General features: G+C 61.9%; 15 protein-coding genes. 10 read left to right on the top strand and 5 right to left on the bottom strand.

Annotated features, from left to right (window positions below; genetic code table 11):
* Positions 1 to 1,246: 1,246 nt before the first annotated feature.
* Positions 1,247 to 2,917, bottom strand: a complete 1,671-nt coding sequence (locus tag FHK92_RS06205; protein ID WP_181287305.1) for a GGDEF domain-containing response regulator — start codon at positions 2,915 to 2,917, stop codon at positions 1,247 to 1,249.
* A gap of 428 nt (positions 2,918 to 3,345) precedes the next feature.
* Here FHK92_RS06205 and FHK92_RS06200 point away from each other — a divergent pair, with 428 nt between their 5' ends.
* From FHK92_RS06200 to FHK92_RS06175, 6 genes are all read left to right on the top strand, one after another.
* On the top strand, positions 3,346 to 4,413 hold the full coding sequence (locus FHK92_RS06200; RefSeq protein ID WP_030138032.1) for a DUF2333 family protein: 1,068 nt from the start codon (positions 3,346 to 3,348) through the stop codon (positions 4,411 to 4,413).
* Between the two features lie 3 nt (positions 4,414 to 4,416).
* Complete coding sequence (locus FHK92_RS06195) at positions 4,417 to 4,974, top strand: NUDIX hydrolase (protein WP_181287304.1); 558 nt, start codon at positions 4,417 to 4,419, stop codon at positions 4,972 to 4,974.
* A 171-nt stretch (positions 4,975 to 5,145) separates the two neighbouring features.
* Positions 5,146 to 5,517: a translation initiation factor Sui1 gene (locus tag FHK92_RS06190; protein ID WP_181287303.1), complete on the top strand. Its 372-nt coding sequence runs from the start codon at positions 5,146 to 5,148 to the stop codon at positions 5,515 to 5,517.
* A 210-nt stretch (positions 5,518 to 5,727) separates the two neighbouring features.
* Positions 5,728 to 7,641 (top strand): arginine decarboxylase, encoded by a 1,914-nt coding sequence (gene speA, locus FHK92_RS06185; RefSeq protein WP_181287302.1) that lies wholly within the window; start codon positions 5,728 to 5,730, stop codon positions 7,639 to 7,641.
* A gap of 229 nt (positions 7,642 to 7,870) precedes the next feature.
* On the top strand, positions 7,871 to 9,178 hold the full coding sequence (locus FHK92_RS06180; protein ID WP_181287301.1) for a contractile injection system protein, VgrG/Pvc8 family: 1,308 nt from the start codon (positions 7,871 to 7,873) through the stop codon (positions 9,176 to 9,178).
* Complete coding sequence (locus FHK92_RS06175) at positions 9,175 to 9,972, top strand: DUF4123 domain-containing protein (protein ID WP_181287300.1); 798 nt, start codon at positions 9,175 to 9,177, stop codon at positions 9,970 to 9,972. Before FHK92_RS06180 ends, FHK92_RS06175 begins: the two co-directional genes overlap by 4 nt.
* A 3-nt stretch (positions 9,973 to 9,975) precedes the next feature.
* Here FHK92_RS06175 and FHK92_RS06170 read toward each other — a convergent pair whose 3' ends face one another.
* Positions 9,976 to 11,325, bottom strand: coding sequence for an MATE family efflux transporter (locus FHK92_RS06170; protein ID WP_181287299.1), 1,350 nt, complete (start codon positions 11,323 to 11,325; stop codon positions 9,976 to 9,978).
* A gap of 196 nt (positions 11,326 to 11,521) precedes the next feature.
* The gene (locus tag FHK92_RS06165; protein ID WP_030138039.1) at positions 11,522 to 11,815 is read right to left on the bottom strand and encodes a hypothetical protein; all 294 of its coding nucleotides are present in this window, start codon (positions 11,813 to 11,815) and stop codon (positions 11,522 to 11,524) included.
* Between the two features lie 165 nt (positions 11,816 to 11,980).
* Between FHK92_RS06165 and FHK92_RS06160 the strand changes: the two genes are divergently transcribed.
* Genes FHK92_RS06160 through FHK92_RS06145 form a run of 4 tightly spaced genes read left to right on the top strand, consistent with a single transcriptional unit; the run spans position 11,981 to position 14,242 of the window.
* Positions 11,981 to 12,289: a MazG-like family protein gene (locus tag FHK92_RS06160; protein ID WP_181287298.1), complete on the top strand. Its 309-nt coding sequence runs from the start codon at positions 11,981 to 11,983 to the stop codon at positions 12,287 to 12,289.
* A complete protein-coding gene (locus FHK92_RS06155; RefSeq protein ID WP_181287297.1) occupies positions 12,282 to 13,031 on the top strand; it encodes a methyltransferase in 750 nt (249 codons plus the stop codon). The genes FHK92_RS06160 and FHK92_RS06155 overlap by 8 nt, the downstream gene beginning before the upstream one ends.
* Before the next feature lie 24 nt (positions 13,032 to 13,055).
* Positions 13,056 to 13,664, top strand: coding sequence for a DUF4136 domain-containing protein (locus tag FHK92_RS06150; RefSeq protein WP_181287296.1), 609 nt, complete (start codon positions 13,056 to 13,058; stop codon positions 13,662 to 13,664).
* 20 nt (positions 13,665 to 13,684) lie between these two features.
* Positions 13,685 to 14,242: a DUF4136 domain-containing protein gene (locus FHK92_RS06145; protein WP_181287295.1), complete on the top strand. Its 558-nt coding sequence runs from the start codon at positions 13,685 to 13,687 to the stop codon at positions 14,240 to 14,242.
* A 117-nt stretch (positions 14,243 to 14,359) separates the two neighbouring features.
* On the opposite strand, the gene FHK92_RS06140 is transcribed toward FHK92_RS06145, so the two are convergent.
* Together FHK92_RS06140 and FHK92_RS06135 are read right to left on the bottom strand one after the other, a co-directional pair.
* Positions 14,360 to 15,214 carry a MaoC family dehydratase gene (locus FHK92_RS06140; RefSeq protein WP_181287294.1) on the bottom strand — a complete coding sequence of 285 codons (855 nt, stop codon included), beginning with the start codon at positions 15,212 to 15,214 and terminating at the stop codon, positions 14,360 to 14,362.
* 2 nt (positions 15,215 to 15,216) lie between these two features.
* Positions 15,217 to 16,569: a 3-oxoacyl-ACP reductase gene (locus tag FHK92_RS06135; RefSeq protein WP_181287293.1), complete on the bottom strand. Its 1,353-nt coding sequence runs from the start codon at positions 16,567 to 16,569 to the stop codon at positions 15,217 to 15,219.
* Positions 16,570 to 16,678: the final 109 nt, after the last annotated feature.

The following is a 16,678-nucleotide window of genomic DNA, read 5'->3' as shown; positions in this document are numbered from 1 at the left end:
GGCGCCGCTGTGCAGCTCGCCGCTCAGTTCGGCCAAGGCGCGGCTGCTGCCTGCCACCTGTTCGGCGTTCTGGCGGATGGCGCCCACCAGGTCCACCAGATAAGCCCGCAGGCGGTTGAGAGAGGCTTCGATATCCTTCAGTTCACGGTTGCTGGCGCCCACATGGATATCGCCGCTGAAATCTCCCTCTGCCCAGGTCGATAAGGCCGGAGCGAGGCGGGTCAACGTCCGGGCCAGGCGCCGCTGCAGGGTATCGATGAGCAGTGCGATCAGCAGGATCAGGCCAATCATCAGGCCTTGGATCATGCGTACTTCGCCTTGGATCCGTCCGTGCTGGGCGCGCACCGCAGGCTCCATGGCGTCGATTGCTTGTTGCACATCGGTGGTTTTCAAATGCGAGGCATCGCTCAGTTCCGTGCGTTTCTGAATCAATTCGCGGGTGCGGGCCAATTCCGCAGGGTAACGCCCGAGCAGGCTGTTGAGCTCACGCTTGAGCGCGATACCGGCGTCTTCGGTAGCGGCCTTTTCCTGAGACTCCAAACCCATCATGGCGGCGAAATCATCGCTGCCCGATTCGCTGCTGGCGGTGACGCCTAGCAATGGCAGGCTATCGAGCAGTTGGGCCTGGGCGCGGATACTCGCCAGTTCCCGCTCGACATCGGCGGCCAATTCGCTGCGTCCGCTGCTGACGAGTTTGTCTCGGGCGAGGGACAGCCGGCCAAGATGTTGCGACGCGGCGAACAGCGGCGGCAGATACGCTGGCGTGCCGTTGGCGTACTGGGCCAGTTGATCGAGGCTGGCGCTCAGTTCCCGTTCGGCCTGCAACAACAGGGCCTGGGGATCGCCGGCCAATTTTCCGGCGGCCAGCAGGTCGGTCTTGCTGAAGCTATCGAGGTTCGCCAGGCTCGGGCGCAGGGTCTTGGCCAGGTCCGGCGGGAACTGGTCCAGCTCTTTTTGCAGGTTTTCCAGCGCTTGGGTGGCCGCGCTGAGGCGCAGGGCGTCGCCGCTGGCCAGGTAATCCTCGATGTTGCGTGCCACTTCGCCCTGGAACTGCCGCGACAGGCCGAGGTAGCGCTCCATCAGCAGATACGGACGTTCCAAGGCGACCTGCGACCACCAAAGGGTGGCGCCAAGGCCAAGGCACACGGCAACTAAAAGAAGGGTGTTGAGATTGGTCAGCAGCTTCAGGCGCATCAAGGGTCTACCGGGGGCAGAATCGTAAGTGCCTGAAGTTATTGCGTCTGCGTTACACGTTTATGACCGAATCATTGGATTCCGATGAAAAAGTGGCACTTTGCTTTGATTGCCTGGCGCTCTGTACCCGGTTGCGCCCCGCGTGCTTGGCGCGATACAGGGCTTCGTCTGCCTGGCTGGCCATCATCAGGCTGTCGGACTCCTCGCTCATCTCCACCACCCCGGCGCTGAAGGTGCACCACAGGTCTTGCGGTTGGGCCGGGTAATGGATTTCGGCAAAGCGCTGGCGGATTTCATCCAGCACCTTGCAGGCCGCGTCGATGTCGGTATCGGGCATGACGATGGCGAACTCTTCGCCGCCGTAGCGTCCGATGAAATCGGTCTTGCGCAGGCGCTGCTTGAGGAACAGCGCCAGGCTCTTGATCACCCGGTCGCCCATGGGGTGGCCATGGCTGTCATTGACTCGCTTGAAATGGTCGATGTCCAGCATGGCGAAGCTCAGGGGCTTGCCTTCGCGGCGCGCGCGGAAGCTGCAGTCTTCGAGCAGTTGCAAGATGTGGGTGTGGTTATAAAGGCCGGTGAGGCTGTCGCGGACCATCCGCGCCTTGAGATTGCGCGCCCGGGCAGCGCGGTTGCGCACCGTGGTGATCAGGTGCCGGGGCTTGATCGGTTTGGTCAGGAAGTCATCGCCGCCTTCGCTCATGGCGTCGAGCTGCTTGTCCAGGTCGTCTTCGGCGGACAGGTAAATGATCGGCACGCTGACATAACGGTCGTTGTGGCGAATCACCTTGGCCAGTTCCGTGCCGGTGCAGGCGGGCATGTACATGTCGAGGATTATCAGGTCGGGCTGGAAGTCCGCCAGTTCGGCCATGGCCTGGATCGGCTCGATGAGCGTGCGGGTGACGATGCCGGCGCTGTTGAGCAGGCGCTCGGTGTGCAAGGCCTGGGCACGGGAGTCATCGATGATCAGCACTTTATAGGGTTCGTACTGGGCAACGCAGGTCAGCACTTCGATCTTTTCCAACAGGCTCGAGGCTTCGAGCGTGCCGGTGAGAAATTCCTGGCCGCCGGCGCGCACCGCTGCCAGGCGGGTGGGCGTATCGGTTTCAAGCAGGCTGAAGAACAGCAGTGGAATGGCCTGGTCGAGCCCTTCCTGGGCTTGGGCCGCTAATGTCAGGCCTGCGCCGGGGCCGCTGAAATCCACATCCATGACGATCGCCGCGGGCAGGCGCTCGATCATCGAAGCCCGGAACGCCGCGACACTGTCCAGCGCCTGGGCGGTGAGGCCGAAGAATTCCAATTGCTTGGCCAGCCGTTCAGCGCGGTCGTGGTCTTGCAGCATCACGTAGATCGGCTTGCGCAGCGGCGGCAGGAAGGTTTGCTCGAGCTGGTCGCCATGGCGCAGGCCGGTGCGTGACAGGCGCTGCATCAAGCGATTGATCTCGGTGATCAGGTGGCTACTGAGGCGTCCACGATTGGCGTCCACTGCCTGCAGCGACTGGCTGATGCCTTGGGCAAGCTGGCAGTGCTCGGGCTGTTCGAAACGCTCGGCAAAGCGCAGCAGGCGCAAATTGGCTTCGCTGAGCTCGGAAAGGTCGTTACTCGACCACTCGCTGCGTTGCAGGCGCTGCCATATCTCGAGGATCTGGCGAGCCTGGTGAATTACCCGCTGGGCAAAGTGGTGCTTGAGGCGCTCACGGCTGGGGTCTTCTGACTCGGTCATATCCTGACTACTAGTTAGGGGGCATGCTGAGATCGACTGGTGGCTCTATGCTAGCACCTCTTTTCCCTTACATGAGTGTCGTACGTCAATAAACTGCCAAGAGAAGCCATTCAGTTTCTGACCGAGCGGTTTTCAATCGGCTCTCCGCTGTCCGTGAACGTCCGTAAAACAAGGGATGTAGCGGTTTCTTTGGATCCAATTCGCATGCCGGTTTCGTTGTTTAAAAAGCCCTGATCCGTCCGCACGTTGGGTGTTTGTGGATAGGACCGCTCCGAATTCTCGGCCGGCGCAGTTAAGGGAAACCCTTAGAAGTCGCCTGGCCTGCTGGTGGCAATTCTCCGATAAGCCCAACGACGGATGCCGGCCAAGGCACGTTGATGTAAGGTTGTGGTCGAACCGTGAACTCAAGTGATTGAAGGGACATCGCCATGCTGGACTGGAAAAACCGCGCGGGCAGCGCGCCTGAACGCGCCGCCGAGCCGAAATCGGACACCCGCAGCTACCTGGGCGGGCTGTTTTTCAGCCGGGCACTGGCCACGCTCATTGGTTTGTATCTGCTGGTAACCATTGCGGTGGGCTGGTATTGGAGCCAGGAGCCGGCGCTGTTTCCGGTGCAGCAGAATGCCCAGGCAGCGGCCGAGAAGGATGGCAAGCAAATGGTGGTGGGCTACACCACCGTCGAAACCCTCAAGACCGTGGCCGGAACCCTGCTGACCAAGCAGGGCGGCTATATTTCCAACGACCGTTTCCCCCCAGGCCTGTGGATGGACAACATGCCGAGTTGGGAATACGGCGTCCTGGTTCAGGTTCGCGATTTGAGCCGTGCCCTGCGCAAGGATTTTGCCCGTTCCCAATCACAGTCCGCAGAGGACGCCGACCTTGCCAAGGCCGAGCCGCGCTTCAACTTCGACAACCGCAGCTGGGTACTGCCCTCCAGTGAATCCGAGTACCAGGAAGGCATCAATTCCCTTAGCCGTTATCAGGCGCGTCTCTCCGATCCGGCACAAAAAAGCGCTTTGTTCTATGCCCGCGCCGACAACCTGAACAACTGGCTGGGCGATGTCGGCACTCGTCTGGGCTCGCTGTCCCAGCGGCTGTCCGCCAGCGTGGGTCGGGTGAAACTCAACACTTCGCTGAAAACCGAGGTCCCGGCTCCAGGTCAGGTACCGCAGGTGGATGAAGAAGTGGTCGAGACGCCATGGCTGCAAATCGATAACGTGTTCTACGAAGCACGCGGCCAGGCCTGGGCGCTGTCCCATTTGCTGCGCGCCATTGAAGTGGACTTCGCTGATGTATTGGCGAAGAAAAACGCCACGGTCAGCGTGCGGCAGATCATTCGCGAGCTGGAAGCCTCGCAAGAGCCGGTCTGGAGTCCGATGATCCTCAATGGCAGCGGTTTCGGTGTGTTGGCGAACCATTCGCTGGTCATGGCCAACTATATTTCCCGTGCCAATGCGGCGGTGATTGACCTGCGGCAATTGCTGAACCAGGGCTGACCGATGGACGAAAGCACTCGGGAGGACGCTCACCGAGCGGCCTCGGATGCCGAGCTGATCGCTTGGGTCGATGAGCATGACAACCTGCTCGGCAGCCTGGTGCGTTCGGACTTGCGCGAGCGCGGCCTGATCGGACGCGGCACCTACATCATGCTGTTCAATTCGGCCGGTGAGCTGTGCGTTCATCGCAGGACGCTGAGCAAAGCCATTTATCCCGGCTATTGGGACGTTGCAGCGGGTGGCATGGTGCAGGCGCACGAGACGTACGCCGAGTCGGCAGCCCGTGAACTCGAAGAGGAACTGGGTGTGAGCGGTGTGGAATTGGTTGCCCATGACCATTTCTATTTCGAGGACACCGGCAGTCGCCTGTGGTGCTCGGCGTTTTCGGCAGTGTGGGACGGTCCGTTGATCCTGCAGCCGGAAGAGGTGCTGGAGGCGCGTTTCCTGCCCGTCGAACAGGTGCTGGAGGAAATCCGCTACAAGCCTTATTGCCCGGACTCCCTGGCAGCGCTCGGACGTTATTTGCGAGCCCGGGAGGGCGGTGTCGCAAAGAAGCTGTAAATTGGCGCCGATTGGCCCTTAGCAAGTCGCCTTTTTGTCGTTACACTGCGCGACTTTTCAAGCTTGGCCGACATCGTTCGGCCCAGTTGCGCTGCCCCTGCCTGAGTGGGGCTTCGCGGTCGAGGCACTTTCGCCCCTCGACCAGTCTTTGTCCTCCCAAGAGGATTGCCGGTGGCCAAAAAAGCCGCATCCTTCGCCGCCCTGGGCGGCCTGGTATTTTCTACCGACGCCGGTCGTCATTGCCCTGATTGCCGCCAACCGGTGGATGCCTGCATCTGCAAACAGACCGCCGTTCCCGTCGGCGACGGCATCGCGCGCGTGCGCCGCGAAAGCAAAGGTCGCGGTGGCAAGACAGTGACTACGATTACTGGCGTGCCGCTGGCCGAAGACGCCCTCAAAGAGCTGGCGACGACGTTGAAGAAACGCTGCGGCACGGGTGGCGCGCTGAAGGACGGCGTCATCGAGATCCAGGGCGATCACGTCGAGCTGCTGCTGGCGGAACTCACCAAACACGGCTTCAAGGCTAAGAAATCCGGCGGCTAGCAGCCTCTGTGAAAACCACCCCGGCTTGATCCGAACCCCCGGTTCGCCAGTCGCCCGCATGGTTTTCACAGAGCCTGTTCTGAACGGGTTTTAAACTCAGCGCTGCGGGCAGGGTCTACCTTGCTTACAGGCAAATCGTCATTTCCATTCTCTAGACTGCGCCAGCCTCCGATCGGATGGTGCTTTTTGACTTCTTTATAGGGGACTTCGATGTCCGTACGACGCACACGCAAAGACGATGGCAGCCAATGGACAGTTGCGGACAGCCGCAGTGTTTACGGGATTCGCCATTGGGGGGCCGGGTATTTCGCGATCAACGACGCCGGTCGCGTCGAAGTCCGTCCGAACGGCCCCGACAGCTCGCCCATCGATCTGTATGAGCAAGTCGATCAGTTGCGCCAGAGCGGCCTTTCGCTGCCGTTGCTGGTGCGCTTCCCGGATATCTTGCAAGACCGGGTGCGTCAGCTCACCGGCGCGTTCGACAGCAACATCGCGCGCCTGGAATACCAGAGCCAGTACACCGCGCTTTACCCGATCAAGGTGAACCAGCAGGAAGCGGTGATCGAGAACATCATCGCGACCCAGAACGTCTCCATCGGCCTTGAGGCTGGCTCGAAGCCCGAGCTGCTGGCCGTGCTGGCCCTGGCGCCGAAGGGCGGGACCATCGTCTGCAACGGCTACAAGGACCGTGAGTTCATCCGCCTCGCGCTGATGGGCCAGAAGCTCGGCCACAATGTCTTCATCGTGATTGAAAAAGAATCCGAAGTCGGCCTGGTGATCGAAGAAGCCGCGTCGCTCAAGGTCAAGCCACAGGTTGGCCTGAGGGTGCGCCTGTCGTCCCTGGCGTCGAGCAAGTGGGCCGATACCGGTGGCGAGAAATCCAAGTTCGGCTTGTCGGCCGCGCAATTGCTCTCGGTGGTCGAGCGCTTCCGCGCCGCCGGCCTGGACCAGGGTATTCGCCTGCTGCATTTCCACATGGGTTCGCAGATCGCCAACCTGGCGGACTACCAGCATGGCTTCAAGGAAGCGATCCGTTACTACGGCGAGCTGCGCAACCTTGGCCTGCCGGTGGATCACATCGACGTCGGCGGCGGCCTGGGCGTGGACTACGACGGGACGCACTCGCGCAACGCCAGCTCGATCAACTACGACATGGATGATTACGCCGGTGTCGTAGTGGGCATGCTCAAGGAGTTCTGCGATGCGCAGAGCCTGCCGCATCCGCACATTTTCTCCGAAAGTGGCCGCTCGCTGACTGCCCACCACGCCATGCTGGTGGTGCAGGTGACCGACGTCGAGAAACATCACGATGACGTGCCGGTGATCGAAAACAAGGAAAGCCTGCCGGAAACCGTGCAATGGCTGGTAGACCTGCTGGGCCCGACTGACATCGAGATGGTCACCGAGACCTACTGGCGCGCCACCCACTACATGAGCGACGTGGCTGCCCAGTACGCCGACGGCAAGCTGACCCTGGCGGAAAAAGCCCTGGCCGAGCAGTGCTACTTTGCGGTGTGCCGCCGCCTGCACAACTCGCTGAAGGCCCGTCAGCGCTCGCACCGCCAGGTGCTGGACGAGCTCAATGACAAGCTGGCCGACAAGTACATCTGCAACTTCTCGGTATTCCAGAGCCTGCCGGACACATGGGCCATCGGCCAAGTGTTGCCGATCCTGCCGTTGCATCGCCTTGACGAAGAGCCATTGCGCCGTGCCGTGCTGCAAGACCTGACCTGCGACTCCGACGGCAAGATCAAGCAGTACGTCGACGAACAGAGCATCGAGACCAGCTTGCCGGTCCACTCGCTCAATCCGGGTGAAGATTATCTGCTGGGTATTTTCCTGGTGGGTGCCTACCAGGAAATTCTCGGCGACATGCACAACCTCTTCGGCGACACCGACTCGGTGAACATCTACCAGAACGCCGACGGCAGTGTTTACCACGCCGGTATCGAAACCCACGACACCATCGAAGACATGCTGCGCTACGTGCACCTGTCGCCGGAGGAGTTGATGACGCACTACCGCGACAAGTGCGCCAGTGCCCGTATCACCGCCGCCGAGCGCACGCAATTCCTGGATGCGCTGCGCCTGGGACTGACGCGTTCGTCGTATCTGTCTTCCTGACAGGACCGTGCAGCGGTTGCGTTATTGAATATGGCGAGGGAGCGTGCTTCCTCGCCATTTTGTTTTGCGTGGGAAGGATTTTTCGCGTATTCGGCTACGTACTTTGATGCGTTTGACCGGGCGGGGTCCTTATTTCCTGTAGTCCCTTTCCTAATTTGTCCTTGAGCTCTCTACTCGACCAAAGCTCTCAGCGAGAATGCCCGGTCGCCCCTCCTGTAGAGAAACGCCGATGTCCGATCCAGCCTGCGAGCAGTCATTTCGTCTGGAGATAGCCGGTCTGCCTGAACCCTTCGTCGTCGTGGCCTTCACGGGCAGTGAAGCCATCAGCGAGCCCTTCGTTTTTGAGGCTCAGGTGCTGACCGGCGACCCGGCCCTGGATTTGGCGAGTCTGTTGTACCGAAGCGTCTGGTTGAGTTTTGGCGCTCCCGGTCGAGGCATTCACGGGCAGCTTCATGAACTCGTGCAAGACCGACATGGCAGCGGTTGCCGTGTGCGTATCGGGCCGAAGCTGGCATGCCTTGCACTGCGCTTCAGCCAGCGCGTGTTCAATGCACGCTCGGTGCCGCAAATTATCCGCCAAGTGCTCAAGGAACACGGCATCAACGGCCGCGACGTTTGCCTGGACCTGAGTTGCGACTATCCCGTGCAGGATTTCTGTACCCAATATCGTGAATCCGACCTGCAATTTCTCCAGCGGGTGTGCGCCCAAGCGGGCATTCATTTTCATTTCGAGCAGGGCCGAGACGGACACGGCGTGGTGTTCGCCGATACCGTGGGCGGCGCTGTTCCTGCTGGCAAAGCTGTTTACAGCAGTGAAATACAGGCTTCGGCAGTGCATGCGTTCAGGGTCGATATCGACGCTTCGAGAAGGCACGTCGCGCGTGGAAGCAGCGATTTGAGACATCTGTACGGCGGCCAGATCCTGTCGTTGACGGCGCATCCCTATGAAGAGTGGAACCAGCGTTGGTTATTGACCGAGGTTGAACATCGGGGACAGGGCGGGGCGTACAGCAACCAGTTTCGAGCCGCCCCGTGGGGGTTGCCGTTCGTGGCGAGCAGGGTTCCCGAAAAACCTGTCATGGTGAGTCGGCAACGTGGATGGGTGGTGGACGTCGAGGCACCGGCGGAACAGCTGGCCGGGCGGGTGGCGGTGCAGTTCGACTGGGTTTATCAGGGAGAAGGGGCCAGCCCCAGTCACTGCTGGTTGCCCTTGGCACCGGAGCTGGCAGCGTGTGCGGTGGAGGGTATCCGCGAGGGCGTCGAGGTGTTGGTGAGCTTTATCGAAGGCGATCCGGATCGTCCTTTGATCAGTGCGTTCCTCGGTTTCCCCGCCAGCGCGGCGACTGCCAGCGACTTGCTTCCGAGCGAAACGTTGGAAGAACTGCCCTTGCTGCCCGACGTCGATTCGCCGTTGCTCTGCGCGATCCAGAAGGGCGAGCCACTGATCCTGCTCTGCCTACTGCCCGGAGGCGGGCGCTTCAGCCCCTGTACCCAGTCGATATGTACCTGTCGCATGATCACGGGCGCGGCGCCATGAATGCCGCCGTCATGCCTGGCTCCGCGCCTCAATGGCTATTGCTCGATGTGCCGCAGACCCCCGACGCTGCGCAGCTCCTGCGGGCACAGTTTTCGGAGGCCAGGCACTTTGCCTTGTTCGAAGGCACAGAATTTCATGCGTTGCGAATGCACGGTCCGCTGTTGGTGGATTTGCGGCGATCGCCCGCCCTGGCCAGCCTGTGTCATCTGGATGCGCGATCCTGGCCGGGTTTGCTGTTAGTCACCGCCACGCCCGCCGAGCATCTCCTGATGCACCTTCGAAGGATGTTGACGGTGACGCTGGGCCTGCATCACAAAGCCTTGTTGAGTTACTACAACCCCCATACCGCCAGCTATTTCTTCGATGGTTGCGATCCCCGGGAACTCAGCCGCTGGCTGGGGCCGATCAACCAGCTGCGCTGGTTCGGCGGCACCTGGGCTGATTGGTCGATGGGGTGTCAGGGCTGGCAACAACTCTCCAACCCCGGGCTGCCGGTGTCGGCGCTGGAAAATGAACAGGGGCTTAGCGACAGGCAGCAGGGCAAGTTGCAGGTGTGTCTGCTGGAGCGTCACGTCTGGCGATGGTCGCGCTCCACGGGGCGTGACTATTGGTTGCTCTGGGGCTATCTGCAGCAAGGCTTGGCCCTTGGCTTCAGCGAACAGGCTGTGCTCGATGGCTGGCTGTGGCTGCGCTTGCAATACCCTGACGCGCGGCCAGTATCGAACCTGCCGGGTGAGTCGCAGCGCGAACGTCTCGATCATCTGCGACGGCTATGGCAGGGCAAGCATCGCTGAACCTCATGTGCTGCGGGGTTCGAGCCAGCCGTCACTGCGTTGCAAGCGCCAGGCGACGGTACCCAGGGTCAGGCTACGCAATGACATGAACAGTAGGAAGGTGATCCACAACCCGTGATTGCCCAAACCTTGCAAAACCCAGGCGAACGGCAGCGCGAGCAACAAGGTCAGGAGCATGCCGTTGCGCATTTCCCGAGCGCGGGTGGCGCCGATGAACAGCCCGTCGAGCAAATAGCTCCAGACCGCAATCAGTGGTAGGGCCGCCAGGTAAGGCAGGTAACGGTAGGCGGTGTCGCGAACAACGGCGATGTTGGTTTGCAGGTCGATGAACAAATGGCCGGCGAGCAGGAACAGCAGGGCAAACCCCACGCTGGCGATCAAGGACCAGCCGCAAGCGACCACCAGGGAACGGCGCAAGGCCAGGCGATCGCGGGCGCCGATAGCGTGGCCGCACAGCGCTTCGACAGCATGGGCCAGGCCATCCAGCGCGTGGGCGGTCAGCAGCAGGCCGTTCAGCAACAGGGCGTTGGCCGCCACGGTTGCGTCCCCCAGGCGCGCGCCCTGCACCGTGATCAGGAAAAACACCGATTGCAGCACCAGGCTGCGAATGAAAATGTCCCGGTTCACCGCCAACAGCGGCTGCCAGCTTTTCCACAAGCCCAAGGCTGCCCAGGCTATTTGTCCCGGCCAGGCGCGCAGTGTATTGCGCGCCAGGGCCAGGCCGACCAGCGCGCCGGTCCACTCGGCAATCACCGACGCCCGGGCCGAACCGACCACACCCCAGTCCAGGCCAATCACGAACCAGAGGTTAAGGGCGATGTTCACCAGGTTGGTCACCAACAGGATCGCCAGCGGCGCCCGTGCGTTCTGGGCACCAAGGAACCATCCGACCAGTGCGTAACTGGCCAGGGCCGCAGGCAAACCGAAGAGGCGGGTGTGGAAGAAATCCCGGGTCAGTTGATTGAGTTCGGCCGACGGCTGCATGAAATGCAGCGCCACATTGCTCAAGGGCACCCCGACAGCCCCGAGCATCACCGCCAGCCCCATCGCCAGCAGCAATCCTTGCAGCAAGACCTGTCGCAACGCCGCACCGTCACCACGCCCGGCGGCCTGGGCGGCGAACCCGGTGGAGCCCATGCGCAAAAAACCCATGGCCCACGCCAGGACCGTATACAGACTTGCGCCGACCGCCACCGCGCCCAGTTGATGGGCATGGGGCAAGTGGCCGATGACGGTGCTGTCGACCAGCGCTACCAACGGCACGGAAATGTTGGAGAGAATCATCGGTGCGGCGAGCGCCCAGACCCGGCGATGGGTGAGGCGGTCGCGCCAGTCGGCGATCAGGTTGGACATGCGGGCTCCTTGATGGAGCGCGATTGTAGCGGGTTATTGTTTGATCGTTCCCTGCGGAACTTGGATTCATTGTGGCGAGGGAGCTTGCTCCCACTGGGGCGCGTAGCGGCCCTGCTTTTGGGGGGACTGCTGCGCAGTCCAACGGGAGCAAGCTCCCTCGCCACGGGGTGTGTCAGGCAAGGGGACGCTGGAGACTTTAGTGAATGATCCAACTCAACAACCACAACCCCAGCACCAGCCAGATGATGCCCATGACGATCGACGCGCGCATGAAGGCGCGGATCGCCGAGTACAGCAGCATCAGCCCGAGGATCAGCGCGACGATGCTGATGATCGAGGTGTCCATGCCCAGCGTGCGGGATAGTCCGTCGACAAAATTGCCGCCCGCATTGGCCAAGGTGTTGAACAGGCCGCTGAGCAGGTCGACGATGAAACGGATCACCGAACCGAGCGCCTGGCCGAGCCATTCGAAAAAGCTTTCTGCCTGCATGTGTGCATCCTGATGAAGAGGAACCGAAATCGAGCCGTTGGCTTCTGATTGTAGGAGCTGCGCCGGCTGCGATCGTTCGATTATGAGGCAATTCGCCGCTTCGTACCGAGACGCTTGCCTTTCCCCCTTCATCCCCCCGAAGCTATGCGCATTCAGGAGAGCCCGATGAACCTTGTTGAACTGACCGAACGCCTGCACGCCATCCGTGACCGTAACGACTGGCGGCAATTCCACAGCCCGAAGAACCTTGCCATGGCCGCCAGCGTAGAGATGGCTGAGCTGGTCGAGATTTTCCAATGGCTGACCGAGGACCAATCGCGGCAGTTGTCGGCGGATAAGCTGGCCCACGCGGGTCAAGAGGTGGGTGACATCGTGTTGTACCTGTTGCTGCTGTGCAGTGAGTTGGGCTTGGACATGGACGCCGTGGTACGCAGCAAGCTGGCCGACAGCGAGCGGCGGTTCGCCCATGAGTGACCGTCATTTCGACCAGCTCGCCACGCGCTTCGCGGAAAAGATCTATGGCGGGGCCAAGGGGGCGATCCGCCTAGCCGTGCTCCAGGCCGATTTGCTGGAAAGCCTGCCGGAGCGGCCGCTGCGCGTATTGGACATCGGCGCGGGCCTGGGCCATATGTCGCTGTGGCTGGCCGAGCGCGGTCATCAGGTCACCTTGGCCGAGCCGGCCGAACCCATGCTCGAAGGCGCCCGCCAACGCTTCGCCGAGGCCGGCCAGCACGCAACGTTCATCCAGGCGCCGTGGCAGGATCTGCTTGGCCAGCTCACCGAGCCTTACGATCTGGTGCTGTGCCACGCGGTGCTCGAATGGCTGGCCGAGCCCCACGCGATCCTGCCGGTGCTGCATCAGCTCACGAAGCCTGGGGGCCGGTTGTCTTTGGCCTTCTACAACCGTGACGCGCTGATCTATCGCAACCTGCTCAAAGGCCATTTTCGCAAGCTGCGCAAAAACGACATGGCCGGTGAAAAACAAAGCCTGACGCCGCAACAACCCCTTGATCCTCGGGAATTGGCGGCGCAACTTGAAGACCTGTGGCAGGTCGAAAGCCAAAGTGGCGTGCGGGTTTTTCATGACTATATGCCCGTGGAGTTCCAAGGACGCGTGGAGCTTGCGCAGCTGTTGGAAATGGAACTGGCCCACCGTCGCCATCCGGCCTTTGCCGGTTTGGGACGTTATCTACACTGGGTGTGTCGGCCGCTCTGACCTGAAGAGCCATCGGAGAGCGAAATGAAAGGTCGTTCAGGATTATTGGCGTTATGCCTCGGACTCGCAGCCTGCCAGGGCAGCAACCCGTACGTCGCCACGTCCAATCCATTGCCGCCGGCACCACCCGAAGCCGCCACCGTGTTCGATCGCAGCGCTTACCCCGCGCCGCCCCGTGATTATGGACGCTATCGCAGCTGGGCCTGGCTCAACGGCCGGCTGCCACCGGGCACCGCCTGGGCGGATTCGGCCCAGGTGGCCGAAGCGGTGAGCGATGCCTTGGACCAACGTGGATTGCGTCCACTGCATGACAGCCGCCCCGCGGACCTCTTCGTCAGTGCCGAGCTGCGCCTGGAGACCCGCATCCGTCAGGTCCGGGACGATTACGACTCGGGATACTACGGCGGTTACAACCGTTATGGACCGGGTTACGGCATGTACAACACCGTTCCGGTGGTGCGTACTTATCAGGAGCAAGTCGTGGTGGTCCGAGTGGATCTGTTCGACGCCCGCAACGGCCAGCCGGTGTGGAGCGCCAGTGCCGAGGCCAATCAGCGGGGCCACCAAAGCGAGCGCACCGATGCCATTCGTGAAGCCGTGGAAAAGGCCATGTCGGCTTACCCTCCCAGTTGATTACGCAACGGAGAAAAACCATGTTTCGCTGTCTTGTTCCGTTTGCCCTTGTCCTGCTGCTCGGCGCCTGCGCCAATAGCCAGGTCAATCACGACTTCGACACCAGTCGGGATTTCGCGGCCTACCGCAGTTGGAGCTGGAAAGAACCGGCCCTGCAATACCGTCCGGATGACCCGCGTATCAAGAGCGATCTGACTGAGCAGCGGATCCGCCAGGCGGTCGCCGAGCAGCTTGACCAGCGCGGTTTGCGTCCGGCGCAGGCGGGTGCTCGGGGCGACATGCAGGTCCAGGCCTATCTGATCGTCGAAGACCGTCAGCAACAAGTGACGACAAACTATGGCGGCGGTTGGGGTGGCCCGTGGAATGGCTATTGGGGCGGGCCGATGTACAACGAGACCCGCAATGTCAGCTACAAGGTTGCCACGGTGCAGATCGACCTGCTTGATGGCAAGGACGGCAAGCTGGTGTGGCGTGGCAGCGACGAGCAGTTGCTCAGCGATTCGCCCAACCCGGCGGAACGCAGCACGAAGGTGCGTGAGACGGTGGGGCGGATTTTGTCCAACTACCCACCGCGCTGAATGAAGAACCGTGTGGGAGCGAGCTTGCTCGCGATGGCGATGGATCGGTTTGCACATGTGTTGAATGTGCCGCCGTCATCGCGAGCAAGCTCGCTCCCACAGGATGGCGGGGACTTTTCAGGCAACCGGCTGCCAGCTTCCCTGCATATGCTCCAGCGCTCCAGCCCCCTCCAGTCGCAAATGCCCGTTTGACCCCGCCGCACTCGCCAGCAATGTCACCTCGCTGGGCAGGCGCACCGGTTTCTTGAAGGTTACGTCGATTTCGATGTTGGCCTCGGGCAAATGGTCATCCAGCGCCGCCAGGGCCCGCGCCTTGTTCCACAGCCCATGGGCGATGGCGGTGGGGAAGCCGAACAAACGGGCGCTGGCGCCGCTCAGGTGGATCGGGTTGTAGTCGCCGGAGACCTTGGCGTATTGCCGGCCAATGTCCGCGGGCGCTGTCCAGGGCGCCACCTCGGTCAAATCGAGGGGCGAGGACGGCGGCTCCTCGACCAGCGCACCATCGAGCTGGACACCTTTGCACAGCATCTGGCTCTCGGCTTCCCACAGTGGTCCCAACTGATCTTCGATACGGGTCACCAAATCGAACACCGCACCCTTGGCGTGAGGTTGCAGGTTTTCGACGTTGACGCTGGCTCGCACCTGGCTGACGCCGCCCATGGGCCGCAGCACACGGATGCGGTTGTTCAGGTGAACCAGTCCCAGCAAGGGGAACGGGAACTCCCGGGCGGTCAGCAACTGCATTTGCAGGGCGAACGCCAGGACATGGGGATAGGTCGGTGGCAGCAACCCGCTTTCGGCGAAGCCACAGACCTTGCGATACGCCGCCAGGCGTTGCGGGTCGACCTGGATCACCTGGCGCAGCCCGAGGTCAGGCAGGATCGTGCCGGTTATCTTGCGGCGTGTCGCGGCCTTGGCGTACAGCCCGGACATCGACGGTGCGGTGTTTATTTCATGCCATTGGATCGTCATGCTCACGCCCCCAACAGGCTTTGCCCGCAGACCCGCAGCGCCTGTCCGGTCACGGCGCCCGTACCCGGTTGCGCGAGCCAGGCCACCGCTTCGGCGACATCCTGGGGCAAGCCGCCCTGGCCCAGGGAACTCATGCGCCGTCCGGCTTCACGCAGAGCGAAGGGGATGTCGGCGGTCATGCGCGTTTCAATGAACCCTGGCGCCACGGCATTGATGCTGATTCCCCGCGATTGAAGCATGGGTGCCCAGGCCTGCGCGAGGCCGATCAGCCCAGCCTTGCTCGCGGCATAGTTGGTCTGGCCGCGATTGCCGGCGATGCCGCTGATGGAGGCCAGCAAGACGACCCGGCCATTGTCCCGAAGGGTGCCGCTGTCGAGCAGCGCCTTGGTCAGGACTTGTGGTGCATTGAGGTTGACCGCCAGCACGGCGTCCCAGAATTCCGGGGTCATGTTCGCCAGGGTCTTGTCGCGCGTGATGCCCGCGTTATGCACCACGATATCGACACCGTCGGGCAGGTGTTCGATCAATTGCGCAGCGGCGCCCTCAGCGCAGATGTCCAGCGTTACGCTGCGCCCGCTCAAGCGTGCGGCCAAGGCGTCGAGGTCGGCCTTGGCCTGTGGCACGTCCAGCAGGATCACATCGGCGCCGTCGCGGGCGAGGGTTTCGGCAATCGAGGCGCCGATGCCGCGTGCGGCGCCGGTGACCAGCGCTTTCAGCCCAGTCAACGGTCGGGTCCAATCCTGGACCTGTGTCCCACAGGCCTTGAGGCGAATCACCTGTCCGGAAACGTAGGCGCTCTTGGGCGACAGGAAAAACCGCAGCGCTCCCTCCAACTGCGCTTCGGCACCTTCGCCTACGTACAGCAACTGCAGCGTGCCACCGTAGCGAAGTTCCTTGGCCAGGGAGCGGCTGAAGCCTTCCAGGGCGCGCTGGGCGCTGGCGGCAAACGGATCATCGAAGTTTTCCGGGGCGCGGCCGAGGATGACGACATGGGCGCTGTGGTCGAGATTTTTCATCAATGGCTGGAAAAATTCGCGCAACTGTTTGAGCTGATCAACCTGCACCAGATGGCTGGCGTCGTACACCACTGCCTTGATTTTCGGGCCGTGGCCGGGAATCCACTCGGTCGCCAGTGTTGGTTCGCCCCCGTAGATGAAGATCGCATCGGTCAGGCGCTTGGCGAACGTGCCGACCTGTTCGGTCAGGGGACCGCCGCCCAGCAACAGGGCGCCCTCGATCGGTCGCAACCGCCCGGCTTGCCAGCGCTCCAGGCGCACCGGTGATGGCAAGCCCAGAGCGCCAACCAGACGCAGGCCAATGGGCGAATTGGCGAAGTCTATGTAACGGTCTGACATGGAACACACTCCGGCTGATGAGGTTCCAAGTGTGGACCATGTTTGGCAATCAGTCGTTCGATCGCCGGGTTTAAAGCCTAAGCTTGTGGCTGGGCATGTTACAGCAGGC

It is taken from the genome of Pseudomonas brassicacearum subsp. neoaurantiaca (assembly GCF_013608025.1).
Classification (GTDB): domain Bacteria; phylum Pseudomonadota; class Gammaproteobacteria; order Pseudomonadales; family Pseudomonadaceae; genus Aquipseudomonas.
This window is presented reverse-complemented; position numbering and strand designations above follow the sequence as displayed.

Coding starts and splice junctions, on each gene's coding strand:
- FHK92_RS06205 (WP_181287305.1), bottom strand. CDS start 2,917: ATGACCGAGTCAGAAGACCCCAGCCGTGAGCGCCTCAAGCACCACTTT.
- FHK92_RS06200 (WP_030138032.1), top strand. CDS start 3,346: ATGCTGGACTGGAAAAACCGCGCGGGCAGCGCGCCTGAACGCGCCGCC.
- FHK92_RS06195 (WP_181287304.1), top strand. CDS start 4,417: ATGGACGAAAGCACTCGGGAGGACGCTCACCGAGCGGCCTCGGATGCC.
- speA (WP_181287302.1), top strand. CDS start 5,728: ATGTCCGTACGACGCACACGCAAAGACGATGGCAGCCAATGGACAGTT.
- FHK92_RS06180 (WP_181287301.1), top strand. CDS start 7,871: ATGTCCGATCCAGCCTGCGAGCAGTCATTTCGTCTGGAGATAGCCGGT.
- FHK92_RS06175 (WP_181287300.1), top strand. CDS start 9,175: ATGAATGCCGCCGTCATGCCTGGCTCCGCGCCTCAATGGCTATTGCTC.
- FHK92_RS06170 (WP_181287299.1), bottom strand. CDS start 11,325: ATGTCCAACCTGATCGCCGACTGGCGCGACCGCCTCACCCATCGCCGG.
- FHK92_RS06165 (WP_030138039.1), bottom strand. CDS start 11,815: ATGCAGGCAGAAAGCTTTTTCGAATGGCTCGGCCAGGCGCTCGGTTCG.
- FHK92_RS06160 (WP_181287298.1), top strand. CDS start 11,981: ATGAACCTTGTTGAACTGACCGAACGCCTGCACGCCATCCGTGACCGT.
- FHK92_RS06155 (WP_181287297.1), top strand. CDS start 12,282: ATGAGTGACCGTCATTTCGACCAGCTCGCCACGCGCTTCGCGGAAAAG.
- FHK92_RS06150 (WP_181287296.1), top strand. CDS start 13,056: ATGAAAGGTCGTTCAGGATTATTGGCGTTATGCCTCGGACTCGCAGCC.
- FHK92_RS06145 (WP_181287295.1), top strand. CDS start 13,685: ATGTTTCGCTGTCTTGTTCCGTTTGCCCTTGTCCTGCTGCTCGGCGCC.
- FHK92_RS06140 (WP_181287294.1), bottom strand. CDS start 15,214: ATGACGATCCAATGGCATGAAATAAACACCGCACCGTCGATGTCCGGG.
- FHK92_RS06135 (WP_181287293.1), bottom strand. CDS start 16,569: ATGTCAGACCGTTACATAGACTTCGCCAATTCGCCCATTGGCCTGCGT.